The sequence below is a fragment of the Paenibacillus sp. 7541 genome (assembly GCF_002276395.1).
Classification (GTDB): Bacteria; Bacillota; Bacilli; order Paenibacillales; family Paenibacillaceae; genus Paenibacillus_AQ; species Paenibacillus_AQ campinasensis.
This window is the reverse complement of record NZ_NQLZ01000007.1, coordinates 142,464-167,933: the sequence shown is the minus strand read 5'-3', so window position 1 is coordinate 167,933 and position 25,470 is coordinate 142,464. Positions and strand designations below refer to the sequence as shown.

Genomic DNA, 25,470 nt, shown 5'->3' with positions numbered 1-25,470 from the left:
AATTAAGCTTGAGAGTTGACATGCAAGAATTGAACAGTAATACTGGAACTGATTATTATTCCATAATATGGATTCCGTGTGGGGTCTTGTTGGAGGTTGTTCCATTTGAATACAACAACCACGATACGATCACAATTAGAGGATTATCTTCGAACTAAGGGGTTGACCATCAATCGCTTTGCTGAGATATCCAATACCAACTCTGGGACGATTAGTTCTATTATTAATGGTACTCGGCCAATATCAATGCAACAACTCGATCGTATTACGTCCGGCATGGAGCTCCCCGAGGGAGCGCTATACGAGCTGTATGTTGAGGAGTGCTTTCGTTATTCACCTAATTGGCGTCGGTTACGCCCTTTCCTATACCGCTGTGCGGAACTGGACAAACTCGATTGCATCCATAAGATTGTTCAATTGATGATGGACAGTCTTATCTATCTCCCACTATTGTTCGATACTGCTGAAGATTGGTATCAACAGGGAAACGAATCAGCGGCAGCGATCATCTATGAATGTGTGGCTGAAAGTGAGAAATATCAGCATTCTGAACGGCTTGCTTTATGCCAGTACAGGTTATTTTCGATTTCAGTCGGCTCCAATCAACAGCTCAATTTACAAGCAGCTACGAAGTTTGAAGGTTTTGTAGAACGTTTGGATGAGATCGACCAGCTCGACGCATTGAAAGACCTTGCTAATATATATGCGGCTCTCGGGCGATGGGGTAAAGTAGATGAAATTGCAGAGAAGATGGGGAGAAAGGCCAGTATCTTATACCGGAACAAGTATCAGACGTCGAGAAGACGTGTATTGCATAAGGAACCGAAGAAACCTTTATTTCTATATATCATTTATTCCTACCTGTTGCGGTCCGGGGTTAGTGATGCGCGAGGCGAGTACGAGCAGGCTCTTAGTTATGTATCTCTGTACAGTGATCTTGACTGGGTAGTAGAAGATTCAGAGGAAGCTCGTCAGATCATAGCACAATACAAGATGTGGGCAACTGCCAATAGGTATATGTACAAACTCATGATGGGGGATGTTGAAGTTCTTCCTGAATATGTGGCCTACATTGAGGTCAGGCCTGATGAGATATTGCCCGCACTTTACAAGATACTTCAAGCGGCCAACCGTTTCGGTTTAGATATCGATTCGGTCTTGAAGAAATTCGAACAGCAAATTTCTGAATTTGCTACCGGTAAAGGGCTAACTGGCACCTACAACGAACAAGTAGCATCCGATCGCTATATTCGTTTTGTGATTGAGCTGGCGATTTATCATTTAAACAAGCAGCGGTATGAAGTCGTCGTTGATTACTTGCTGGAAGGATTGAGGGCAGCAACAAGAATTAATAGGATTTGGGCGACTCGGAGCTCTACGGAGTGGGATGGAAATCATTCTAGCAGTAACGGAGAGAATCACTCCCATCATTGGCGGTTGTTGATTTTAGGAATAATAAGCATGCTTGGCCAACAAGAAGGATTATCCGGCCAAGAGATTTCTGAATGGCTGTGAAAATAGTAAAGATTGAATCTAGCAGCCCTAAATATAAGTCATAGGAGTCATTCTCCTATGGCTTGTTTTTTTACATCCCGCCCTATTGACTTTACATGACATTAACCATTCGATTCCGTTCGACTCGGTAAGAATGGATGTGACAACCATCACTGGCACACTCTAGTGTATAAACAGAAACAATGCATTACAAACTAAAAACATTATTTTTACATTATATTCTAAAATATTACACGAGGAGGTGCGAGCGATGATGTATACTGACGTGATGCTGCAGCGAATAGAAGATGCTAGACAACTGCTGTATCAGATGGAGCAGCAGTATGGTTTGCGGCATCCGAGGGTCCTTAAGCAATCTATGGAACTGGACGAGCTTCTCAACCGATATTATCGATCAACGTACCGTAAAAATGTGAAACCCATTGCGTAAATAAGACGTTTAATTCCTGAGCGGATTCGGATAGACAAGGGTATTCGACGGAGATCGCTCACTTGAAGAATGAGAGGGTTCTGCCTCGGAATCATGACATCAGGAAGGGGACTATGGATGGATCAGTACAGGCAATTAACGAGAATGATGGCTACAATCCGAGGCTCCTTGGGTCCCGGATGCACCATCGTGATTGATTTCGCAGCAGGAGAAATCTATTGGGAGCTATCGGAACAAGGCATTGTTGCCGAGATCAGCCCGCGGCCCCTGACAGGAATGGAGAGCAAGCTTGCTCTCGTAGAGGACCTTCGAAACTGCCGGATCTTTAACTGGCATGATCATTATGTGGACCTTGGGGCCAGTGAAGGAACCCATTGGAGCCTGGAGATTGAATGGGGCGATCAACGGAAACGGATCACGGGTCTGAATGCTTACCCCGCCGAGTGGAAGCAATTTTGCGGAATTTTGCGGAAGTGGTCGGGCCGCGCATTCGGGTTCCGAATCTTTTCCGGTCAAATCTATCGAACGGTCCTCTACCATTATCGCAGGCATTAAGTATGATCGGTCGGAATTGAATATGACATAGAATCGTTTTGACGAATTGAAATCATATTAACGTGCAGCGAAGGTCGCTGCTTTTTTATTTGGTCAGATAGTTGTTTGTCGTCTGTTCCCCTTCCCACGAACTCCCCCCTAATCCTGTTTATTTTTTTCCTTCTATAATAAGTAAGTCTCTCATAGTATCTAACAACCAACTGGAAATGTAAGCGTGTTTATTGTGATCGAACATAATAAGGAAATTCCTTCCATCTCGAAATGCGCATATGCATATTCAAATATTTACACAGAATTGTTCGTCACTTTACAATGCATGGATTGAATGTCTGGAGAGAAGCACGTACCCTTATGTACGAACATTATAATGTTTTAGGAGGGAACAGAGAAAGTGAAGAAGAGGATCACGCTGACAAGCCGTGTGCTTGCCATAGTTATGTTATTGACCTCTCTGCTGCCAGCAGGGTACAGTCCGGCGCAGATGGCTGGCGTGGCAGCCACAGATACGAATGTATTCGCCGGAGCAGGAGTCACGGCAACGGCGAACGGATACATATCGGATGACTTCGCTCCGTCTAAAGCAATCGACGGCAGCAAGAACAGCGGGAAATGGAGCTATGCAGGAGGTTCAAGCCTGCCGGATCCAGCGAACCCGTATTGGATTAAGGTAGACGTTGGCGCTGAGGCTCTCGTGCGCCAATTCGTGCTGTTTCATGCAGGAGCAGCCGGTGAACCGGACAGCTACAATACCCGGGACTATTCGATTGAAGTGAGCACCGATGATGTGAACTGGACGCCGGCAGTAACGGTGACAGGCAATACATATCAAGAGACTGCACATACGCTGAGCGTCCCTGTTCAGGCAAGATATTTTAAACTGAACATTACGGATCCTGGCGCGGCGGATGCTGCGACGGGAGGGTATGCAGCGAATATTTACGAGTTCCAGGCTTGGGGTTCGATGGTTGGTGCATCGGCGGTGCAGCCGGATGGCATTCGCATCGACAAGCCGAATCTGGATCTGTTGGAAGGTGAAACAGAGCAGCTGTCGGCCATCCTCTCACCGCCAGGAGCCGCTACGCCAAATCTGATCTGGTCATCAGATAACCCTGCCGTGGCTGGGGTCGATGCGAATGGTCTCGTTACCGGCGTATCCGAAGGCAGCACGGTTGTTACAGTGACAACAGAGGACGGGGCTCATCAAGCCGCTGCGGTCATCAACGTTGGAGCAGCAGGCGCCGCCATCCTTGCGGCTGGACTCCATTTTATCGAGAAGGATAGTCAGTGGACTTATTTGGATGACGGCTCGGATCAAGGCACGGCCTGGAAGGAGCCGAATTTCGATGACAGCAGCTGGAAGAAGGCCCCTGCCCCGCTTGGGTATGCAGGCAGCGGCAAAGGCCAAGACTTGAACACCTGGATCGGGTATGGCTCGGATGCAGGGAACAAACATTTAACAACGTATTTCCGTCAGGAGTTCCAAGTAACCGATGCAGCTGCAATTAAACAGCTGGAAGCTTCCTTGATTCGGGACGACGGAGCGGTCATCTACCTGAATGGGCAGGAAGTATACCGCACCAACATGCCGAGCGGCGAGATTACGTATAGAACAACGGCATCTACTGCGGTTGGAGACGAAAGAAACGCATATGTGTTTGAGATCGACCCTGCCTTGCTGGTCGACGGCACGAATGTCATGGCTGCCTCCGTGCATCAGGACCGGGGAGCCAGTTCGGACCTGTTCTTTTCCCTTGAACTGAAGGGTTCGGATAGTGCACCGCCGGTAGTCGGCAAGGATAACGGATTGCTCGGGGAGTATTATACGGGCAGAAGCAATTTTGATTTCGGTGATCATAAGGGAACGGCGATCGACTCCCGGATCGAATTTAGAAACCTGGATCCCATCCTGCAATCATTAACCGGTCAGGCAGATAACGCCAATGTGCGCTGGACCGGACAGATCATGCCGCCGCAAACGGATGATTACACCTTCTATATGATTGGCGATAACGGCTTCCGGTTGTGGATCGACGATCAGTTGATCATCGATCATTGGGTGAATGACTGGGATATCGAGCAGACCAGTACGCCTATTCACCTGAATGGCGGACAGAAGTACAAGATTAAGATCGAGTACTTTGAGGATTATGGCGGCTCCAATCTCTATCTGCGCTGGTCTACACCTTCCATGGCAAAAGAAATTGTGCCTGATCATGTCTTCTATTTGCCAGAGGATTACAATGGCCCGGTTGCAGCAACGGTTATGGCTGATGGCCTGAACATCTCGCTTGAGATGTTGTCCGATCTGGGAGCTCTTCCGGGAGCGCTGCAGGATCATATTACGGTTACAGCAGACGATACACAGCTGACGCTGCTGGATGTGCTGCAGGATCGTGATCCTTCCTTGATGACGGTCCAAGTGGCTGAAGCGATCACGCCAATTAGGCGGGTAAACATTGCTTATGATGGGTTAGCCGGTCTGCAGCTGGCTGATGGCACGAATGTGGGCAGCTTTGCCTTCACTGCGATCAACCAATCTGAGGTCGTGGATTACACGCCATTTGATATCGCAATGTCCCTGCATGGGGATGCAAAAACAAGACGCAGTTTCGCCTGGTATTCCCAATATCCAAATCCGGCAACCGCCCCGGCAGGTATCCGGGACAGCGAGGTGCAGGTGGTGCGTGCAGGGGAGAGCTTCGATTCACCGACGATGAAGTCTTTCCGCGGCACGAGTGAAGAGATTCATGTACGGGTAACCCGGTCCACCAATGCGAACTACTTGTCACATAAAGTCGTGGTTGAGGGTCTGGAACCTGGAACGACGTATCAATATCGGCTGGGAAGCGGCGGGTATTGGAGTAAGCATGGACAATTTACGACCGAGAGGGAAGAAGAGAATGAGTTCTCCTTCCTGTATATGACGGACTCCCAGGGAGGGAACACCGACGATTATAAAGCATGGGCGGATACTGTTCGCGCGGGTGTGCAGAATTTCCCGGATTCCAAATTTCTGTTGATGCCTGGCGACATGGTGGATGTCGGTGATCTCGAGGAGCAGTGGCATGATTATTTCACCCAGCCTCAAGATGAACTTATGAATCTGCCGCTGATGACCACGATCGGCAACCATGAAGGGCCGTACAATAACAACTTCTATTATCATTTCAATCTGCCTGACAACTCGTTCACGGATTCCAATCCGGCGGGCGCGGTCTACTCGTTCGATTATGGCCCGGCGCATTTCATGGTGCTTAACACCGGTGATATTCCGTGGGACAACGCCCAGAAGTCATCGTTCGAGAAGCAGATCGAGTGGCTAAGAAAAGAAGTTGCTCAAACTGACAAGAAGTGGAAGGTTGTCGCCTTCCATAAAGCGATATATTCGGTAGGCGGGCATGCCTTGGACCGCGATATTCTGGAGCTCCGTGAAACCTTGTATCCGATTATGGATGAGCTTGGCATCGATCTGGTTCTACAAGGGCATGACCATACCTTTATGCGATCTTTCCAGATGTATGGTGACAAGCCGGTTCAGAACGTAGTGACTGACAGCAACGGCAATGTCATTGATCCGGACGGGACGCTGTATCTGATCAATAACGCGGCCGGGCGCAAATATTATGGCGTCAGAGGCGATGTGGACAAATATTACGCAGCCAAGTACAGCCAGCCTTACAAGCCTATGTACACCGGCATTAAGGTAACAGAGGATTCCTTGACGCTGCAGACCTATATCACCGGTGAGTCCGCTCCGATGGATGAGTATACCATCGTGCGTAATGATGGACGCCCCGATGCCGTTGAAGGCCTGTCGGCGGGCAAATCCGGTAATGGAAGGGCAGTGCTCTCCTGGAGTATGCCACAAACGGTGGATGCCGAGGATCCGATCCGCGGGTTTAGGATTCATGAAGTGAACGGACAGCTCGGCCCGAACTGGAGCGCCTATATCCCTGTAGAGGCAGGCAAAACCAGCTATCAATATGAGGTGCCGGGGACTACGCCGAATGAAGCCTATGAATTTGCTGTCACAACCGTTGATAAGCGGGACAATTCGGCAGCGGTCAAGGTAGCTGTCTCGGGGAACGTTCCGGCGGCGCCAACGGCTCCGGTGGTGGATGATGGCCATAATACGTTCGGCTGGACCCATGTGCCGGGTTATGAGCAGCCTTCCGATTACGAATTCAGCGTTGACGGCGGAACAAGCTGGCAGCCTGTGACCGCGAATCCACAGCCGGTTGGAGACGGGAATTATCCTGCAGGCGAAGTTATGGTACGCGTACAGGCAGACGCAGCCAGTGGAAGACAGGCTGGCCTGCCTCTTGCATCCGACAAGCCGTTTACGGAGAACAGCCTCCATGAAACCTTCCAGTTGTCCGGGGAAGTGACGAGAGATGGGCAGCTCAAGGTCGATGTGAAGGTAGCGCGGGCAGCAGAGTACAGTGGCGATCCATACGTAGTATTCGAGCTTATGGACGGGAATACGCCGCTCTTGATTAATGCAATTCCTATTCGGCAGGACGTACTTGAAGTTTCGCAATATTTTAATGTGAACGGAAGCCAGTATAGCGTCAAGGTATTCGTGTTTGATGAATTCAACAGCGACCCTGAGGTGCCGATTCATTTGGCGAAACCGATTGAGCTACGGTAACGGACGAATAAGAGAGGACTGAATATGGTGAAAAAAAATGTAGCACTCATACTGATATTGTTGTTCGTGCTCTCGCCAGCTTCCGTCTTCGCAGCGGATGCTTTCTCCCTTGCGCTAAGCGCAGGAGAAGTCAAACGCGGCGAGAAGCTGACGATTTCCGGAACCGTGCCGGTCGAGTCGGGAACTGTCGTGATCAAGGTGGTTACGCCGCGTCAGACGGTGCTCTACATCGATGTGGTTGAAGCGGCAAACAGCCGTTATGAAGCGAGCGTCCAGATTCCGGCGGATGAAGATTTAGCCCCGTCCGGCATCTATACGGTAGCCGCTGGTATGGGCACTGCGTCGCAAACGAAGACATTCATCGTGCCTGGAGCACCTGTGGTGAATCCTCCGGGCGGCGGAGGCGGGGAGAATCCCGCTCCCGCTCCAGGCTCTCCTGGGTCCAGTGGCGGTGGAAGCAGCCCAACACCTCAGCCGGACGGGTCCGGGTCTCTTACCGGAAGTATTCCAGCCGGCGTAGGATCGGCTTCCGGTTCGGTCATCCGTCCGGAGCTGACATCAGACGGGCGATACATTGTCGGGGCAGGCACGATCACCGAAGCCGCTGATCAAGCGCAGGATTCGGTAACGATTCAGCTGCCAGCCGAAGCCGGTCAGTCCGGAGCTCCGGTTGAGTTCCCGTCTGAATCGCTGCGAACTCTCCAGCAGCGGAGCCTGGAACTCATTGTGACTACAGGCGACCGTACAGTACGTTTCCCGGCTGGCTCTATTCCGGTGCAGGAGGATTTGCAGGCACGGGTACGCATTGTGCTTAAGTCTGCTTATACCGAGGAAGCCCGTGCTCTGGTTCAACGCTCGATAGGGTCTAACTCGGACTATGCATCGACAGACATTGTACTCTCCGTGGTGATCGAGATCATTTCCGGGAACAGCATGACGGAAATCCATCAATTGAACCGGCCTGCGGTGGTGAGCCTGGAATTGACCGAGGCGCAGGAGCGCAGCATCGCTTCCAATTTGGCCGGCGTCTATTATGTGAACGGCAGAAGCCTTGAATATGTCCCTGGCACGCTCAAGGATGGCCGATTTACTTTTACAGCGGGTCATTTCTCCTACTATGCGATTCTTGAATATAACAAAACATTTACCGATCTGGCCGGTCATTGGGCCGAGGAGGCTGTTAAAGCGCTGGCAGCGAAACATCTGGTGACTGGAGTGGACGAGCGCCGTTATGAACCGAATCGGAGCATTACCCGTGCGGAATTCGCCACGCTGTTGATGCGCGCTTTGAATCATGAAGGAATCCGTGCGGATGCAGCGGCGAGCCCGGCTCAGGCGTTTCGGGATGTGCCTGCCGGACGCTATTATTCAGAGCATGTCAAGCAGGCGGCAACGATCGGTTTGATGTCCGGGTATGGGGGAGCATTCAGACCGAATGACCCGATTACACGGGAGGAAGCGGTAGTAGCTCTTGTGCGGGCAGCCGAGCAATCGGGCCTGACAGCATCCAAGCAGGGTGAACCGGCCTTTGCTGATGCGAAGTCCATTTCCGCTTGGGCTGCTGAAGCGGTGAACGAAGCCTGGTCGCTCGGACTGATTCAAGGCGACGGCACCCGCTTCAATCCGAAGCATTCCGTCAATCGGGCGGAAGTCGCGATCATGATTCATCGGCTCATTACAGACCGCTCTTTATAACTGAAAGCGAGGGGAACCAAGCACAATGGGGAAAAGAATCTTATCCATGATCATGACGGTGCTGCTGCTGTACAGCTTGATAGAGCCAGCGTTACCCGCAGGCTTCGCCTGGGCAGCGTCTGGATCAGCGCCAGGCATAGAGACGAGAAACGTAGCGCTCGGGGCCCAGGTGACCGCTTCGGGACAATGCAACAGCAATGAGCGTCCTGAGTTCGCCGTGGATGGCAAAGCGGATACGAAGTGGTGCGACAATACCAGTGCTTCGATCAAATGGTTAAAGCTCGATTTGGGCAAGGAATATACGATTAACCAATGGGTTGTTCAGAATGCTGCCATTTCTGAAAAAAACAACAGCCCATTCTGGAACACCAAAAATTTCCGTCTGCAAAAAAGTAACGACGGCACCGTCTGGACCGATGTGGATGTCGTTCAGAACAACGCGCAGACCATTGTGAACCGGTATTTATCGGAGCCGGTGACGGCTCAGTATTTCAGATTTTATATAAGCCAAGGCGCTTACGACTCGAACACCGTTCGGCTGTATGAGCTTGAATTGTACGGCGTGGATGCCGGTGAAGTCCCGGCATACCCGCCTGTGAATCTCGCTCCGATCGATTATGTCGATCCGTTCATCAATACGCTCGGGGACAACGGACAGACAAATCCGGGGCCGACGACGCCTTTTGGCCTTGTCTCACTCGGTCCTGACAGTGATGGCGGGGCATTCAGCGGCTACTATTACGAGGACAAGCATCTGAAGGGCTTCTCGCATCTAAGATTCAGCGGCGTAGGCTGCAGCGGCGGGGGCGGAAATATTCTGCTGATGCCGCAGACCGGCGCTTTTACCAAGAACAGCAATGACTACAAACAGAAATATGTTAAAAGCAGCGAGCAAGCCTCGCCGGGCTATTATGCGGTCCATCTGGACTCCGGTGTCGGCGTGGAGCTGACGGCATCGGACAATGTCGGCTTTCACCGCTATACCTTCCCGGCTTCGGCCAGCGAAGGCTCGGTGCTGGTCGATCTCTCCAACTCTTATGCGGGAATGGTGAACGCCAGCCTGCAGGTCGAGAACAACCGGGAAATTTCAGGGATGATTCAGTCCAAGAACGTATGCGGTCATGGCTACTATACAATGTACTTCTCCATTGCGTTCGATCAGGATTTTCAATCGTACACGTCCTGGCAGGGCGATGACACAGGCAGCGTGCCTGTGCGCACAGGAGCCAGCAGCGGCGTATGGGTTACCTTCGATACAACTGCAAACCAAGTGGTACAAGCGAAGGTGGGCCTGTCTCCGGTGAGCACGGAACAAGCGAAATATGAGCGCGACCATGACGTCGCGAACTGGGATTTTGACGCGCAGCATGCCAAAGTGAGAAACACGTGGAGCGAGCTCCTGGGAAAAATCGAGATTACTGATCATGATGAGCAGAACAAACGAGTTTTTTACACGCAGCTCTATCATATGTTCCTGCATCCGAATAAGGTGAGCAGTTCATTAGGCACCTTCAAGGCGGGCAGAGACGAGAACACGATCCGAAACACCGACGAGATCGGACCGGACTTCGAATACTATAACGGCTGGACGACATGGGATGATTTCCGGAAGTATGCGCTCTTCTCTGTACTGGAGCCGCACAAATACAACAACATGGTGAAATCCCTAGTGGACCTGTACAAGACGAGAGGCGCTTACACACAGTGGGGAGAAGGCTACTGGCCTAGCCCGACGGTTAGAAATGAGTTCAACGGTGCGGTCATCCTGGATGCCTATTCCAAGGGCTTCCGAGATTACGATGTCTATGCTGCGCTTCAAGGGATGGCCGTTGATGCGGATAACTTCTCCGTGAACGATGGGGAAATCTCAGGGAAGCTGGAGAAGGCAAGAAGCGCCTACTTCCCGATGAAGCTGGCCGAGATGATCGGAGACCGCGACATGTATGACAAATACAAGCAGGTTGCGCTCTCCTACAAGTCATTGTGGAATCCGGACCAGGTTGACGAGAACGGCGACAAGTACGGCTTCTTCACGCCGAACGGAAGGAACGTCGGCCCTGGAGATATTACAGCGGTAGGCCGTTATGCATACCAAGGGAATCTGTGGACGTACCGCTGGTCGGCTTCCCAGGATATTAACGGGCTGGCTGAGCTGATGGGCGGCAAAAGAGAGATGGCTAAACAGCTTCAGGATTTCTTTGCCAGAGACGAATACGTGGCTATTAACGAACCGGACCTGGAAGCTCCTTATCTGTTCAATTACCTGGGCATGCCTTACTTGACGCAATATTATGTCAGACAGTACACAACCGAAGTTGTTACGCAAAAATACCACAACCATGGCCTGTATGCCCATCCGATCAAATCCCGCGTTTATCGCGACGATCCGGAAGGCTACCTGCCGTCTATGGATGACGATGCCGGCGGCATGTCCTCCTGGTATGTGTACAGTGCAATGGGCTTGTTCCCTGGCAATCCGGGAGACGCGAACTTCCTGATCGGCTCGCCGATCTTCTCGGAAGTGAAGCTTCACCTGGACGGCGGCAAGACGTTTACAATCAAGGCTGATGGCGTATCCAGCCAGAACCGGTTCATTCAATCGGCTTCCCTGAATGGTCGCCAATTCGATCAGGCATGGATTAGCTATGTGGATGTGATGAACGGCGGCGTGCTGGCGTTTGAGATGGGACCTGAGCCGAATACGGATTGGGGCGCATCGCCGGAGGCAGCTCCGCCAATGCATGATTACGGTACCGATGTGGATAACCATCTGTCCCGCCAAACAATCATTGCCGAGGGAGAGGAATGGAAGTATTTCGACCAGGGACGTTATGCGGGCAATGGCTGGACAGATGCGGCGTATGACGACACTGGCTGGAGCGCAGGTGAGGCTCCGCTTGGCTATGATAACATCGGGTATGTGAAAACCGTGGTCAGCTATGGCCCGGACGCGAATCGGAAGCACCCGACCACTTACTTCCGCAAGACGTTTGACGTGAGTGATGTGAATGACATCCTGGAGCTTGAGGCTAGTCTCATCCGCGATGACGGCGCGGTTGTCTATCTGAATGGCAAGGAAATCATTCGCACGAATATGCCGCAAGGCCCAATATCCTATGACACCTATGCGAATGCGACCGTCAATAACGAGCGGGATCGCAATCTATACCGCATTGACCCGTCTTATCTCGTGGCGGGCACGAACGTGCTCGCAGCGGAGGTTCATCAGGTGAATGCAACAAGCTCGGATGTCGCCTTCGAATTCAGTCTGAATGCGGTGAAGCGTCTGGAGAAGCCGGAAGCGCCGACGAATCCGGTTGTAGACGACAAGGCCAATACATTCGGCTGGACCTATGTCCCAGGCTACGACAATCCGGCAGATTATCAATTCAGCACGGACGGCGGCAGAAGCTGGCAGCCTGTAACTGCCAATCCGCAGATCGTAGGGCCAGCTGCGTATGAAGCAGGGCAGGTGCAGGTCCGGGTCAAGGCGGATGAGAACTTGAACCGGGCTGCCGGGGAAGCGCTCGTATCAGACCAAGCCTATACTTCGGACATCAAATGGGATGTATTCGATTTGGAGGCAGAGGTAAAGCGCACAGGCAATATGCAGGTTGAAGTGGCTGGAACCTTGAAGGGGGCTTATGTCGATTCGGCTGTCGCCGTCATTCAGCTGATGAGCGGGCATGATCAGGCGCTGGTGTCGAGCGCGATCCCGGTGGAGACGGGAAGCTTCGACATCTCCCAGACGTTTAACGTCAATGCAGGCAGATATCAGGTCAATATCTATCTGGTAGATCAGTATGACGGCAACATCTATAACTCGCTGTGGCTGGCGGATCCAATTGTATCGCAGCCGGAGCCAGTGCCTGTGCCAGAGCCGGAACAACCGGGGCAGCCGGAGCAGCCAGAGCCGAAGCCGGAGCCGTTACCGGTTCCTAAACCGGAGCCGGAGCTGCCGGATGACCCGGTGGAACCTGCTCCGCCAGTGACGGACGTCCGAACGATCCAGTTTGAGGGCAGAACGAGCTGGTCGACCGGGGTGAATACCTTTAACGGCAATCCGCTCAAGACCGAGTCCGGCAATGGAGGAACGGTGGTTGCCAACACATTTGACGGCGCATGGCTGGCGTATGCCGATCTCGACTTCGGAGCTGAAGGCGCGAACCGGATCGCGGTTGAGTACACGGCTCCATCCGACAGAACACCGGCCGACGCGGCGCTTGAATTCCGTCTTGGAAGTGAAAGCGGCGAGCTTCTCGGCACCGCTGCGCTGAACAATACAGGAAGCGGTTGGAACAATTACGCTACAGCCGAGGCGCTGCTGAACCGGACGCTCACAGGCAAGCAAACGTTGTATATCGTCATGAAAGGCAGCACCACCAGCTCGAAGCCTTATATCGGAAATTTCGACTTTTTCACGTGGGGTTATCAGAAGACTCGCAGTGACTATGCGAATCTGGAGCTGGAAACCTCTGACGAGTGGTCTACCGCTGTCAATACCTTTAACCAGGGGCCGCTGAAGACCGAGCCAGGCAAAAGCGGGCGGCAGGTGGCCAATACGTTTGACCGCGCATGGCTGGCATATAAAGGGATGGACTTCGGCACCTCGGGCGTCAACCATCTGTCCATTGAGTATGCCAGCAACAGTGCGAATTGCGCAGCAGATTCTGCCGTGGAAGTTCGGCTTGGCGGCGTAAACGGAACGCTGGTTGGGACGATTCCGGTGCCTCCTACGGGGAACGGGTGGGGGAATTACGCCGTCGCCGAAGGACAGTTGACCGAATCGCTGACAGGTGTTCACGATGTATACCTTGTACTGACGGGCTCTGTCAATTCCACGCATCGATACATCGGCAACTTCGATCGGGCGGAATTTACCCGGCAATAGCATGCAGAATATCCCGCAAGCCTCAAACGAGAGGTTTGCGGGATTTCTTCGTTCTGGGCACTTGGCGTTTAGAATAGCCAGTCCGAGGCAGCGTGATCCGCGCTGTTTATAGGCGGTTGCCAGCAGGCTAGCGTCATCTCGAGCTGATTAGCCGCTCTCAGGGCGGGTATATGATAATCGACCCCGTTAATTTCATATACAAACAAACAGCATGATGAAGGAGGATGATCGTATGTTTATCCACATGAAAGAGCTGCAGTACCGGGCGAAACCGGAAAGACCGGACCCGGTGTTTGCGCGCAAGCTGCAGGAGGTGCTTGGAGGACAATTTGGTGAGATGTCGGTCATGATGCAGTATTTGTTCCAGGGCTTCAACTGCCGGGCTGAGCAAAAATACCGGGATATGCTGCTGGACATCGGCACCGAGGAAATCGGTCACGTGGAGATGCTGTGCACGATGATTGCCCAGCTTCTGGACGGCGCACCGGCTGATGAAGTGGATAAAGCGGCTCAGGATCCGCTCATTGCAGCTGCGCTTGGCGGCATGAATCCGCAGCATGCGATTGTGTCCGGTCTTGGCGCGACCCCGACGGACAGCAACGGCTTCCCATGGAACAGCCGCTACATCGTATCCAGCGGCCACCTGCTGGCCGACTTCCGCGCCAATCTGAATGCAGAGACGCAAGGTCTGCTGCAGGTCGTACGGCTGTACGAGCAGACGACAGACGCAGGGGTGCGCGACATGCTGTCCTTTATGATCTCCCGTGATATTTTGCACCAGAATCAGTGGCTGGCTGCCATTGAAGAACTGGAAGCGATCGACGGGCCAGTGGCACCGGCTTCCTTCCCGAGAGAGCGTACCGTCAGAGAGGCAACCCGTCAATTCATTAATTTCTCCGTCGGAGAAGAGAGCAGACAAGGGCCTTGGGCATCCGGGCCGCTTCCGGACGGAACCGGCAATTTCGAATACGTAGAGAATCCGCAAGCACGCGGCGGTGCCCCTGAGCTTAAGCCGGCAGCGATGCATCAGCATTCCGTGCCAGGAACCGGGCCTTATGTGGCGAACGAAGGACGCGGACTGAAATAAGCAGGCATCAATAGGATTCCAAGGAATAGAAGAGCGACCGTTCCCGTGATAAGTCGGAGGACGGTCGCTTGCTGTTGTGTTTAGAATGCGTCATCAAATACGCGTTCCATTTGATCAGCCTGGTCGGATACGGCGAATAAGACATAGGAACCCTTTGATTTCATAACATGCCGTTCAACCAGATAATATTCGTCAGGCCGATAGTCTTTAAATTTGGCTTTCTGGCGCTCGATGTGCAGCTCGATGTTCTCCTTAACACTCGCAATCCGGCCCGGGTCCTTGAGTTGAATCACAGCAAGTTCATCAGCTTTCACATTGGATGCCGACGTATAGAGCACAAAGTCTGCAATGTCATCCTTGTCGATCCGATATATTTTCTGAATTTTATCCAGATCGCCCTTATTCATATGATCCAATCGTACCGCCTGCTCGATAGCCTGCCCGATTTCAGCTGCCGAGGCTGGTTCTTCAGCGTTCGTACCGCTGCCGGAGCAGCCGGATAATATGCCGAAGGCAACGGCAAGGGCAAGCAGGACGAGGGGGAAGCTCCATATACGTAATTGTGTTTGTCTCATTAGATCACTCCGATTCATGCAAGGTTAATATAGACGAATCCTCAAAAAACGTGTTGGCATTGTACAGCAGCAGCATATCATCAAAATCTCGCGCCTTCGCAAACGAGGCTAAATCCTCCTCGTAGTACCTCAAGTCAACGACATCAATCTCGCTGAAATGCGGTAACAGAAACGGAATCAAGCTGTTGGCATACGAGTCCTTGACCAAGAGCAGCTTCTTCCTGCTGGGATGGGCGGTCTTGATCTGGACGAGTCCATGATTTCCGTTCAGGAACACCGCGTATTTGTCCTTGGCTTCAAGCTGGTCCACGGCATACAGCGAATCTGTAGTGAGCCCTTCATCGACGTAGGTTACCGTATATTTCACCGGGTCCTTCGGCCAATACAGCTCAATCCGGTCGGGCCGGAGATGGCGAAATCCGCTTCTGGAATACAGCGATCCGTAGAAGTGGTCAGTGGCCTGCCGAATATCAAATTCATCCTGGCGCAGCGGGTTCAGTCCCAGGTGTTTGCATAGCTCAACGTAAGCGGTGTAAGCTCCCAAGGTGGTCCAGTGATGGTCGGTTTGATAAAAAATCGGCTTCTCCCGCATAGCATCCAGTGCCGGATATACATCAATATCATGAACCGTGGCCGGAAATCTGCTTCGCATCCGGTCCAGATACTGGAGCTCATCCCCGGCCGAAGCGAATGGAGGCAGTTTATCCTGCAGCACGGTTGCTGCGGTCGGCACCAGCATGACATATTTCCGCAGCTCCGGCGTCGCGCGGTCAAAGGCTAGGATGGCCTCGGCTCTCTTCTCCACATCCGCCTCAGAAGGGGGATTGAATGTTTGGATAAGATATCCGTCCTCCGCCAGAAAGACACCGCCGTTTTCCTTCTTTCCCAGCGCACGGTCCACATCGGTTTTCACCCCGATCCAGGCATCCCTGAACACAAATTGATCGGACACGTATTGGTCGAAGTCGGCAGTGAATTGTCCGGACATCAATGCTTTCAGGGAAAAGCGAGGCAGCTGCAGAAGCACCCGGTTCTCCGCTTCCGAGAATGACCGATCTGGCATCGCGACATGGAGGACGGCGAATACAGCAATGAACAGCGGCAGCAGAACAGCCAGCGCTTTTCGAATGAGGGTAACATTCCGTTCCATGTCCGTCCCCCCTTTTTTAGAATCGAAAATATAAAAATGGATTATAGCTTTCATTGACCAAATAGGCGGTAGACAGCACCAGGAGCAGCGCATAAATCAATGGGATGAGCACGATCCCGGCCGTTCTCCATGTTTGCTTGATTAAGGTGAGTATCGCCCCAGGCAGCGGGGTTGCACAGATAGCTGACAGAACAAGCAGGACCGCATACGTCGACAGATCATAGAGCGCCTTCTGGTCTACTGCAGCGTGTGCGCCGCTGCCGAACATCACGCCGATGAAATGCCAGGCGGAAGCTATAGGCTCCAGGTCGAACAAGACCCAGCCTACCATTACCGCCAGCAGTGTGTAGACATGGCTGACAACGGCAGGGCTGCGTTCAAGCCAGCGCAGCAAGACCAGCTTCTCGGTCATCACAAGGACGCCGAAATACAATCCCCAGATGATAAAGTTCCAGCTGGCCCCATGCCAGAAGCCGGTCAGAAACCAGACGATCCCCAAATTGCGAAGCTGCTTCACCAGCCCTGATCGATTGCCCCCAAGCGGGATATACACATACTCGCGGAACCAGGAGCCCAGCGAAATATGCCACCTCCGCCAGAACTCCGTCACGCTTCTGGAGATATAGGGGTAACGGAAGTTCTCCATGAAATCGAACCCGAACATCTTGCCAAGCCCGCGCGCCATGTCGGAATATCCGCTGAAATCAAAATAAATTTGCAGCGTAAATGCCGCTATGCCCAGCCATGCGGACAGTACGCTCAGCTGCTCGATCGGCTCCGCTTTGATATGGGCCCATAGCAGCCCGATATTGTTGGCCAGCAGCACTTTTTTGGCAAGGCCTCTCATGAACAGCTCTGCGCCTTCCCCGAAGCGCTCCAGCGTCACTTTGCGGGATTCAAGCTGGGCGGCAATGTGGCTGTACTTCACGATCGGGCCGGCAACAAGCTGCGGGAACATGGCCACGTAGGCGCCGAAAGAGATGATATTCCGCTGCGCCGGCACTTTGCCGCGGTAGACGTCAATCACGTAGGACATCGTCTGAAATGTGTAGAAGGAAATCCCCACGGGCAGCGGCAGATCAGCCGCCTCGATATTCAGGTGAAACAGCTGATTGATATTGTCCACGACAAAACCGGCATATTTGAACAGTCCGAGAACCGCCAGACTGCCTGTCATCGATGCGATAAACACCGTGCTTTGGACCGCCTTCCGGTGCCTGTACTTTTCGATCAGCCGTCCGTTCATATAATCGAATACCGTTGATCCGATCATCAGGAGAATGTACAGCGGCTCTCCCCACGCATAGAAGATCAGGCTTGCCGCCAGCAGCACAGCATTTCGCAGCTTCCTCGGCGACAGATAATAGACCAGCAGCGCCAGCGGGAGAAAAAGAAACAGAAAGTTGAGACTGCTAAAGACCAAGTATTGTCACCTCCGGATGGCAGCCTGCAGCGGCCTACTCCACCTGATCCTTCAGAAACTCCAGCAGTATCGGATAATATTCGGGCTTGAAGTGAATCCCGTCGGTATCATACAGATCCGGGCTGTCTGCAAATATCGGAGAGATATCGATAAAATGAACGTTCTCCCGCTCCGCGAGCTGTTTGAGGCTGTGATTGTAATCTGCGATCCGGCTGTAACGCGGCTCCTTGTCCTCTGCTGCCTCTGTTACCGGCGTGACGGACAGAAGCGTAATCCTTGCTTGCGGCAGCAGCTGCTTCATATCCTCAATCAGCTTGGCGTAGTTGTTCATGGAGTACGCTATCGGATCGTCCGTAGGCCACAGAATATCGTCCGAGCCGAGCTGGATATAGATTCGCTTCGGGTTTCGCTTGGCCAGCTCTTCAACATCCTTAAGTGCGAATTCCGACGTTTTTCCCGCGCCTGCCAGAACATTCTCTTCCTTAAGCACATCGTGGTAGGATAACCCTTCCGTAATGGAATCTCCGAAAAATACACTGTCTTCAAACCACAGTTGAGCATCGGTGTTCATTGATCCGGTTGAGCTGGTTCCCCGCGACTCGGGCGTCTCGGGGGATTGAGAAACTTGTCCCTCCGATTCAGGGATGACGGGTGCATCCTGTCCGCAAGCAGTCAAGGCAATCGCCAGGCTTCCCGTAAGGAATATCATCATAATCTTTTTCATGGCTCATCTTCTCCTTCGTTGGTGTAAGAGCTTCTGCAAGTCGGTGTCTGTACACCTGAAGCTTCGAGAACGAGTGTAGCCAGCCGAGATCAAGATGAAGTGCAGATGAGATCAAGCTCAAATAAAAAAACGCAGAGCCTTTCGCTCTACGTTTTTGTGCGTAAATGAAAATAAAACAAAACCCCATCGTCTGTGTTAACCGCGCCATAAGGCACGCCGTGCATCTCCAGAATTTTCTTGGATATCGCAAGGCCAAGTCCGGTTCCGCCCGTCGCGCGGCCGCGTGATTGCTCGCCGCGGTAGAAGCGGTCCCAGATTCTCTCCAGCTGCTCATCCGGAATGCGAGCCCCTTTATTCTCGATGGAGATCCGGGCGCTATCCGTCTCCTTGGAGATCGTAATGTGAATGGCCTGCTGCTCCGGCGTATAACGAATTGCATTGGTCAGGAAATTGACGATGACCTGTTCAATCCGAAGCTCGTTGCCCATGACCTCTACAGGCGGCAGGGAAGTATGCAAATGCAGCTGTTTAGCCGCGAGTTCATCCGCCAATTTAACGCAGGTCCGCTCGATGACGGCATCGATAGAAAAGGAGTCCATGTTCATTTTATACGTTCCGGATTCATACTTGGCCAGCTCCAGCATATCGGCAATCAGCATATCCATGCGGCTGACCTCATCTTCCATCGCTTGAAAATAATAGTCCCGTTTATGAGGGGCGATGCCGTCCTTCAGAATGGCAAGGCAGCTCTGAATAACGCTCAGCGGCGTCTTGAGCTCATGCGAAACGCTGGATATGAATTCTTTACGCGTACGCTCCAGCTGTTTCTCCTTCTCGATGTCCTCCTCCAAGCGGAGGATATGAGCATGAAGCCGTCCGGACAGCTCATTGATGCTGCGCGACAAGCTGCCGATCTCGTCCTTGCTTGTAATCGGAAGATCCTCCGAGAAATCCAGGCCTGCCATTTGCCGGGTGACACGATTCATGCGCAGCAGAGGACGGGATATCCGCCGGGAATAATAAAAGGAAACGAGCATCACCAGCAGGATCGTGGCGATAATCACATACACGTAGTATTGTTCGAGCATCCCCACCGCTTCATTCACCGGCTGCAGCGACGTCATCGCAAACACATATTCAGCATTTCCTTCGCCGTCTTGGCTGCGCTCGACGAAGATTTTGTAATTCACCTGATTTTCCGAGAAATCCATAACGGGATGGGGACCCGGGGAGGGATCGAAGTCACCGTACAGCAGGTCCGCTTGAAACGCCAGGATGCGATCCATAAATAAGCGGTTGGCATAGCGCGCGGCCGCTGCCCCTTCAGGAGTTCGAAGCTGTGTAATCGTACCTTGGACCAGAAATCCGGGGTAGGCCTCACGATACTTGGTCCCGTTGCTATGATAGCGGTTATGGAGAATCTCGAACTCCTTGTTTACCATCTGGCTGTTCTCCAGGCGATTCTCTGAACGCAGATTGGAGACGTCCCTTCCCATGCGCTGGGGAATAGGCTGCCCGTGGATCATGATGCCTTCGATTGTGATCTCTTCTCCCTCTTGTACCCAGGGCTGAGGGAACGGACGATCGCTGTAGAAATCCTCCGCGTTCATCACACTGTACAAAGGAACGGTTAGTACGGCATCAGCAAGATCGAAGCCCTCGGCTTGATCCAGTCTAATTTCCATCAGAAAATCGTCTGTAAACTTCAAGCGCCCTTGCGCGTCCAGGGTGGCAATCCAAGTGTTATGCTGTCGATAGAAATCCTGTTCCAGCTCTGCGAGCGCTTGAGGGTTGTCACCAGCCTTGCGTTCATCTTCGACATAGGCTTGAATGGCCGATTGGACGTCCTGTATTTTCTGATGAGCATAGAATTGCTTGAAGAACACGGTCTGTCCAACAAATATAATGGCGACTGTGAGCAGGCAGACCATCGTGGTCAGCAGAAACAGCTTAAGTACAATGCTCTTCATGGATGCTCCTCGAATTTATAGCCTGATCGTACAACGGTGACAATATGCCCGGCGTGTTCTCCCAGCTTGGCCCGCAGATTGCGGATATGGCTGTTGATCGTCCGGTCATCGCCAATATAGTCATACCCCCAGATCTTGGTAATTAACTGTTCCCTGGTTATGATGATGCCTCTGTTCTTCATCAAATAAGCGAGCATCTCAAATTCGGTATGCGTCAAGCTGCAAGGAGCCCCATCCACCGTAACCGTTCGGGACGGAAAATGAATGGTGATGCTGCCGCAGGTGAGGGAAGTGTACGCTTGTACACGGAGCTGCCGGGTCTGTAGTAGCCGCTTGACTCGGGCCAGCAGGATCGGCGGGCTGTACGGCTTGGTAACATAATCGTCTGCCCCCAGCTCAAAGCCCATCAGCGTATCGTCTTCATCGGAGCGGGCTGTCAGCATGATGATCGGAACGTCCGATTCCTTGCGGATTCGTTTGCACACCGACCATCCGTCCATCTCCGGCAGCATAATGTCCAGAATGATCAGATCCACGCCGGTCTCTTTTACAAGCTCCAGCGCTTTTTTGCCATCGCCGGCCTCCAGCACCTGATAACCGTCCTCCAGCAAATAATCCTTCATCACTTCCCGCAGGATGACTTCATCTTCCACAATTAATATTGTTGACATATAACAACCTCGCCATCATGTTCTCGATCTCGCTTTGGATACTAACATGATTTCTGCAACGAAACAAATGCTGCATCTGGAATAAAGGGTAACCTGGCAGGACATTCTAAGCGCATGTTTGACGAAGGAAGGGGACTTGCAGCAGTATGGGTGAACAGCGTACTTCCACTAAAACGATCGTAGCGATCGGATCGATTCCTCTTATTATGACACTTGGAAACTCGATGATCATTCCGGTGCTGCCGAAGATGAAGTCAGAGCTTCATCTCACCTCATTGCAGGTCAGCCTGACGATCACGATGTTCTCCTTGGTAGCCGCATTCGCGATTCCGGTGCTCGGCTATTTATCTGACAGGTTCTCACGCAAGGTGGTTATTATACCGGCATTGTTCTTGTACGGGATTGGCGGGCTTCTGGCCGGCTTTGCGGCAGCGTTGTTCGCCAATGCTTATGCCTGGATCCTGGTAGGGCGGACGCTTCAGGGCATCGGGGCAGCGGGAACAGCTCCGATTGCGATGGCGCTGGCAGGAGATTTATTCAAGGGCTCTGAAGAGAGTCGGGTGCTCGGGCTTGTCGAGGCATCAAACGGCTTCGGGAAGGTCATATCGCCGATTCTCGGCTCTTTGATCGGTTTGATCATTTGGTATGGCGTGTTTTTTGCTTTTCCGGGCGTGGTGCTCATTTCGATCATTCTGACGTGGATTTTTATCAAGGAAAAGGAGAAGAGCGAGAAGCCCCCAGGGGTGAAAAAGTACTTTCAGGGTCTCGCCAGCGTGTTCAAGCATGAAGGCAGATGGCTGCTGACGGCCTATCTCGCCGGAGCCACATGCCTGTTCACTTTGTTCGGCATTCTGTTCTTCCTGTCCGAGGTGCTGGAGAAGACCCATCACATCGAAGGGGTGGTCAAGGGGCTGATTCTGGCGGTTCCGCTGCTCGTGATGTGTACAACCTCGTATGTTACCGGCAGCAAAATCGGCAAAAACCAAAAGCTGATGAAGCGTCTCATCGTGCTTGGGTTTGCGTTTATGACGATTTCTTATGCGCTGCTGTCGTTTATCGGGCATCTGACGCTGTTCATCGCCGTGCTTGCCATTAGCAGTCTCGGAACCGGCTTGATTCTGCCTTGTGTCAACAGCTTTATTACCGGTGCGGTAGGGAAGGAACGAAGAGGCTTTGTCACCTCGCTGTACGGCTCCGTCCGTTTCTTCGGTGTGGCGATTGGCCCGCCGCTGTTCGGATGGCTGATGGAATGGTCGCGGGTCGGGATGTTTCTGTCACTGGCGGCCTTTACGCTGCTCGTAGGCCTGCTGGCGCTGTTCCTGATTCGGGTGAACAAGGAGCATGAGGAAGGAGAACAGGACCGGAGGCCTGAAGGGAAGAGGGAGAAGGGCCGTGTCGGTATGCTGAAGCCTGCTGGAGGACGGTAAACCGACGGACATGAGTCCGATGCGATAAAGACAGACATAGGTGCGAGTGTGAGCGCGGGCTATGATCAGGAGCCCCATGTCTGTCAGCATCTGCCGGACGAAGCGGACGGATCCGCATACGTTAGTGCGAGAACGAAGCTTCGGTTCCGGTGGACGACCAGGCGCTCCCGGCGATGATAGCCTGGCAGGTGGATGTCGTCGACCGAAGCTTGTCATGCAGCGTGCGCCGTACGGGCAAGGAGGTCACTTCTTGCGCCAAGCCGGGCGCAGCGCCGGCCTCGGACTCTGGATGCGAAGAATGAAATGGATCATTCGCGTGGAGAGCCACTGGCACAGCACCGCCAGAACGATGATTTGCCAATCAATGACATAGGCCGTCAGCGCAAAAATAAAGCCGTTCATCCAGAACAAGGAAGTGCCAGGATGAATGCGTTTGTACTTGTATATGGCGAGGGCCACATAACCAATCCCGCCGTTGGATACCCGCTGCTTCATCAGCAGCGCAATGCCTGTCCCGAGCAGGAGCGAGCCGAGCAGCAGATCCAGCCATACGTTGTTCATCGGCGGCGTCACATAAACTTCAAAGAAGTTGACGGACACAGAGGTTATGGTAATAACCAGCACCGTCCCGACGGCGCTCACGCTGCCCAGGTAGTGGACGGTAAACAGCAGAAACGCAATGTTGGCGAACCATAATCCGAGACTCATCGGTATGCCAAAACCGTGGTTGAGCAGAACGGCAATCCCGGCCCCGCCCCCGGAGGGAATCGCATGTGGGAACAGGAATACGGCCATGGCGTAGCCCTGAATGATCGAGCCTGCGGCAATCATGGACAGCTTGTTGACCAATCTGCGGATGAAGCTGGGATCGCGGCCCGGTAGGAATGGTATACGCATACGAATAATCATCCTTCGTGGAATAGAAGTCTTAAGCCAGTCCTGCTTATGCTCTATTAATGTATGCTTGTCACGGCGGAGGAATGATTATCGATTGGCGGGAAAAATGAAATAGACGCGCAAAAAAGCCGGGCACTGTCCGAAAGAGCCTTGTCGGTTCTTCAGGCAATGCCCGGCTTAGGTTTCACCAGGTCAGTAAGGGTAAAGCAGGTATAAGGGACGCTTATGTAATGGATCGACGGATGGCCGATTGCTCCATCCCGGCCAGACCACCCCTACCGGGCCCTATTATGTCCAGCGAGCCGCCCACAGCTTCATTTCCTTGCAGATGCCGTGCAGATCCATTCCTTTCGGCGTCAGTGTATACTCCACGGTGACCGGAACGGTCGGATATACGGTTCTCTCCAGAACGCCCTGCTCTTCAAGATGGCGCAGGGTGCTGGTCAAGGCGCGCGGGCTGACGTTAGGAATGCTTCGCTGAAGCTCCCCGAAGCGTCTGGTCCCGCAAAAAAGCTCGCGAAGCACGAGGAAGGCCCATTTGCCTCCGAGCACAAGCAATGTCTTCTCAATGTTGCATTCGATGTGATCCGGGGTTTTCGGGATATAGCTGTTCGCTTTATTTCCCATCGTTATCCGCCTCCTGCTCTGTAGATATTAACTATACTGAAGTATATTATCTATCCTCTATATAATATAGTGAATAACATTTCACTTCTTCAAAAGAAATAGGAACTATTTTAGAATAACAGATGTAACTCGGATTCACAGCATTTTTCGAAGGAGGAATGGCAAGTGAAGTATAGAAGATTAGGTCGCACAGGTTTGAAAGTGAGTGAGATCAGCTTGGGCAGCTGGCTTACATATGGAGGTTATGTTGAACGCGAGAATGCGGTAAATGCCATCAAGACCGCCTATGATCTCGGGATCAACTTTTTTGACACGGCGAATGTCTATGAAAGAGGCGCCGCGGAGGTGCTGGTCGGAGAAACGCTGAAAGCGTATCCGCGCGAATCGTATGTTCTGGCAACGAAAGCATTCTGGCCAATGGGCGACGGTCCAAATGACAAAGGCTTGTCCCGCAAGCATGTAATGGAGCAGGCCCATGCGAGCCTGAAGCGTCTGGGGCATGATTATATCGATATTTTCTACTGCCACCGTCATGATCCGGAAACGCCGCTCGACGAGACGCTGCGCGCGATCGATGATCTGGTTCGTCAAGGCAAGGTCCTATATGTTGGCGTCAGTGAATGGCAGGCTTCCCAGATTGCCGAGGCGCTTGGCGTAGCTGATCGCTATCTGCTGGATCGCATCGTTGTCAATCAGCCGATCTACAACATGTTCGAGCGTTATATCGAGAAGGAGATCATCCCGCTTAGCGAGCGCTCCGGGATCGGTCAGGTGGTGTTCTCGCCGCTGGCGCAAGGACTGCTGACAGGGAAATACACTTCGGCTAACGATATTCCGGCTGACAGCCGTGCGGCGAAGCTGGAGTGGATGCGCAAAGGCATCACGGAAGAGAAAATTGCGAAGGTTCGTGAACTGGAGAAGGTAGCAGCCGAGCTGGATCTGTCTGTCGGCAACCTGGCGCTGGCCTGGATTCTTCGTCAGCCGAACGTAGCGAGCGCGCTGGTGGGCGCAAGCCGTCCGGAGCAGGTGGAAGAGAACGCCAAGGCGTCCGGCGTCGAGCTGAGCGAGGATGTTCTGAACCGCATTGAGGAGATATTGAAATAACGAGACAGAGATAGATATATCAACCATATAAGCCAGAATGGGTTCAAGTAGACAAACCGCCCCTATTGCAGCTTCCTG

17 protein-coding genes are annotated in these 25,470 nt (G+C 52.6%); 9 read left to right on the top strand and 8 right to left on the bottom strand.

Going from position 1 to position 25,470, the window contains the following annotated elements:
• The first annotated feature begins 105 nt into the window (after positions 1-105).
• From CHH75_RS05645 to CHH75_RS05615, 7 genes are all read left to right on the top strand, one after another.
• The gene (locus tag CHH75_RS05645) at positions 106-1,515 is read left to right on the top strand and encodes a helix-turn-helix domain-containing protein (protein WP_176475471.1); all 1,410 of its coding nucleotides are present in this window, start codon (positions 106-108) and stop codon (positions 1,513-1,515) included.
• Positions 1,516-1,765: 250 nt separating this feature from the next.
• On the top strand, positions 1,766-1,945 hold the full coding sequence (locus CHH75_RS05640; protein WP_176475470.1) for an aspartyl-phosphate phosphatase Spo0E family protein: 180 nt from the start codon (positions 1,766-1,768) through the stop codon (positions 1,943-1,945).
• A gap of 117 nt (positions 1,946-2,062) precedes the next feature.
• The gene (locus tag CHH75_RS05635; protein ID WP_095265542.1) at positions 2,063-2,500 is read left to right on the top strand and encodes a hypothetical protein; all 438 of its coding nucleotides are present in this window, start codon (positions 2,063-2,065) and stop codon (positions 2,498-2,500) included.
• 391 nt (positions 2,501-2,891) lie between these two features.
• Positions 2,892-7,151: a PA14 domain-containing protein gene (locus CHH75_RS05630; RefSeq protein WP_095265541.1), complete on the top strand. Its 4,260-nt coding sequence runs from the start codon at positions 2,892-2,894 to the stop codon at positions 7,149-7,151.
• A 24-nt stretch (positions 7,152-7,175) separates the two neighbouring features.
• Positions 7,176-8,846, top strand: a complete 1,671-nt coding sequence (locus tag CHH75_RS05625; RefSeq protein ID WP_095265540.1) for an S-layer homology domain-containing protein — start codon at positions 7,176-7,178, stop codon at positions 8,844-8,846.
• A gap of 25 nt (positions 8,847-8,871) precedes the next feature.
• A complete protein-coding gene (locus CHH75_RS05620; protein ID WP_095265539.1) occupies positions 8,872-13,737 on the top strand; it encodes a glycoside hydrolase domain-containing protein in 4,866 nt (1,621 codons plus the stop codon).
• Between the two features lie 232 nt (positions 13,738-13,969).
• Positions 13,970-14,824 (top strand): manganese catalase, encoded by an 855-nt coding sequence (locus CHH75_RS05615; RefSeq protein WP_095265538.1) that lies wholly within the window; start codon positions 13,970-13,972, stop codon positions 14,822-14,824.
• Positions 14,825-14,904: 80 nt separating this feature from the next.
• On the opposite strand, the gene CHH75_RS05610 is transcribed toward CHH75_RS05615, so the two are convergent.
• From CHH75_RS05610 to CHH75_RS05585, 6 genes are all read right to left on the bottom strand, one after another.
• Positions 14,905-15,399: a DUF4358 domain-containing protein gene (locus CHH75_RS05610; RefSeq protein ID WP_095397656.1), complete on the bottom strand. Its 495-nt coding sequence runs from the start codon at positions 15,397-15,399 to the stop codon at positions 14,905-14,907.
• A 4-nt stretch (positions 15,400-15,403) separates the two neighbouring features.
• Positions 15,404-16,549, bottom strand: coding sequence for a DHHW family protein (locus CHH75_RS05605; protein ID WP_095397655.1), 1,146 nt, complete (start codon positions 16,547-16,549; stop codon positions 15,404-15,406).
• Positions 16,550-16,565: 16 nt separating this feature from the next.
• A complete protein-coding gene (locus CHH75_RS05600) occupies positions 16,566-17,972 on the bottom strand; it encodes an MBOAT family O-acyltransferase (RefSeq protein WP_095397654.1) in 1,407 nt (468 codons plus the stop codon).
• A gap of 34 nt (positions 17,973-18,006) precedes the next feature.
• On the bottom strand, positions 18,007-18,696 hold the full coding sequence (locus CHH75_RS05595) for an SGNH/GDSL hydrolase family protein (protein ID WP_095397653.1): 690 nt from the start codon (positions 18,694-18,696) through the stop codon (positions 18,007-18,009).
• Positions 18,697-18,842: 146 nt separating this feature from the next.
• Positions 18,843-20,666 carry a sensor histidine kinase gene (locus tag CHH75_RS05590; RefSeq protein ID WP_095397652.1) on the bottom strand — a complete coding sequence of 608 codons (1,824 nt, stop codon included), beginning with the start codon at positions 20,664-20,666 and terminating at the stop codon, positions 18,843-18,845.
• Positions 20,663-21,337, bottom strand: a complete 675-nt coding sequence (locus tag CHH75_RS05585; RefSeq protein WP_095397651.1) for a response regulator transcription factor — start codon at positions 21,335-21,337, stop codon at positions 20,663-20,665. The genes CHH75_RS05590 and CHH75_RS05585 overlap by 4 nt, the downstream gene beginning before the upstream one ends.
• Positions 21,338-21,483: 146 nt before the next feature.
• Between CHH75_RS05585 and CHH75_RS05580 the strand changes: the two genes are divergently transcribed.
• The gene (locus CHH75_RS05580) at positions 21,484-22,764 is read left to right on the top strand and encodes an MFS transporter (protein WP_095265531.1); all 1,281 of its coding nucleotides are present in this window, start codon (positions 21,484-21,486) and stop codon (positions 22,762-22,764) included.
• A 243-nt stretch (positions 22,765-23,007) separates the two neighbouring features.
• On the opposite strand, the gene CHH75_RS05575 is transcribed toward CHH75_RS05580, so the two are convergent.
• On the bottom strand, positions 23,008-23,661 hold the full coding sequence (locus tag CHH75_RS05575; RefSeq protein ID WP_095397650.1) for a YitT family protein: 654 nt from the start codon (positions 23,659-23,661) through the stop codon (positions 23,008-23,010).
• Between the two features lie 288 nt (positions 23,662-23,949).
• The gene (locus tag CHH75_RS05570) at positions 23,950-24,288 is read right to left on the bottom strand and encodes a winged helix-turn-helix transcriptional regulator (RefSeq protein WP_095265529.1); all 339 of its coding nucleotides are present in this window, start codon (positions 24,286-24,288) and stop codon (positions 23,950-23,952) included.
• Between the two features lie 165 nt (positions 24,289-24,453).
• On the opposite strand from CHH75_RS05570, the gene CHH75_RS05565 reads away from it, so the two are divergent.
• Positions 24,454-25,392, top strand: a complete 939-nt coding sequence (locus tag CHH75_RS05565; RefSeq protein ID WP_095265528.1) for an aldo/keto reductase family protein — start codon at positions 24,454-24,456, stop codon at positions 25,390-25,392.
• Positions 25,393-25,470 lie beyond the last annotated feature (78 nt).

What these genes read in the sequence shown, in the direction of transcription:
- CHH75_RS05590 (WP_095397652.1), bottom strand. Translation starts at nt 20,666, where the DNA reads ATGAAGAGCATTGTACTTAAGCTGTTTCTGCTGACCACGATGGTCTGC.
- CHH75_RS05575 (WP_095397650.1), bottom strand. Translation starts at nt 23,661, where the DNA reads ATGCGTATACCATTCCTACCGGGCCGCGATCCCAGCTTCATCCGCAGA.
- CHH75_RS05640 (WP_176475470.1), top strand. Translation starts at nt 1,766, where the DNA reads ATGATGTATACTGACGTGATGCTGCAGCGAATAGAAGATGCTAGACAA.
- CHH75_RS05635 (WP_095265542.1), top strand. Translation starts at nt 2,063, where the DNA reads ATGGATCAGTACAGGCAATTAACGAGAATGATGGCTACAATCCGAGGC.
- CHH75_RS05605 (WP_095397655.1), bottom strand. Translation starts at nt 16,549, where the DNA reads ATGGAACGGAATGTTACCCTCATTCGAAAAGCGCTGGCTGTTCTGCTG.
- CHH75_RS05595 (WP_095397653.1), bottom strand. Translation starts at nt 18,696, where the DNA reads ATGAAAAAGATTATGATGATATTCCTTACGGGAAGCCTGGCGATTGCC.
- CHH75_RS05580 (WP_095265531.1), top strand. Translation starts at nt 21,484, where the DNA reads ATGGGTGAACAGCGTACTTCCACTAAAACGATCGTAGCGATCGGATCG.
- CHH75_RS05570 (WP_095265529.1), bottom strand. Translation starts at nt 24,288, where the DNA reads ATGGGAAATAAAGCGAACAGCTATATCCCGAAAACCCCGGATCACATC.
- CHH75_RS05620 (WP_095265539.1), top strand. Translation starts at nt 8,872, where the DNA reads ATGGGGAAAAGAATCTTATCCATGATCATGACGGTGCTGCTGCTGTAC.
- CHH75_RS05615 (WP_095265538.1), top strand. Translation starts at nt 13,970, where the DNA reads ATGTTTATCCACATGAAAGAGCTGCAGTACCGGGCGAAACCGGAAAGA.
- CHH75_RS05610 (WP_095397656.1), bottom strand. Translation starts at nt 15,399, where the DNA reads ATGAGACAAACACAATTACGTATATGGAGCTTCCCCCTCGTCCTGCTT.
- CHH75_RS05625 (WP_095265540.1), top strand. Translation starts at nt 7,176, where the DNA reads ATGGTGAAAAAAAATGTAGCACTCATACTGATATTGTTGTTCGTGCTC.
- CHH75_RS05585 (WP_095397651.1), bottom strand. Translation starts at nt 21,337, where the DNA reads ATGTCAACAATATTAATTGTGGAAGATGAAGTCATCCTGCGGGAAGTG.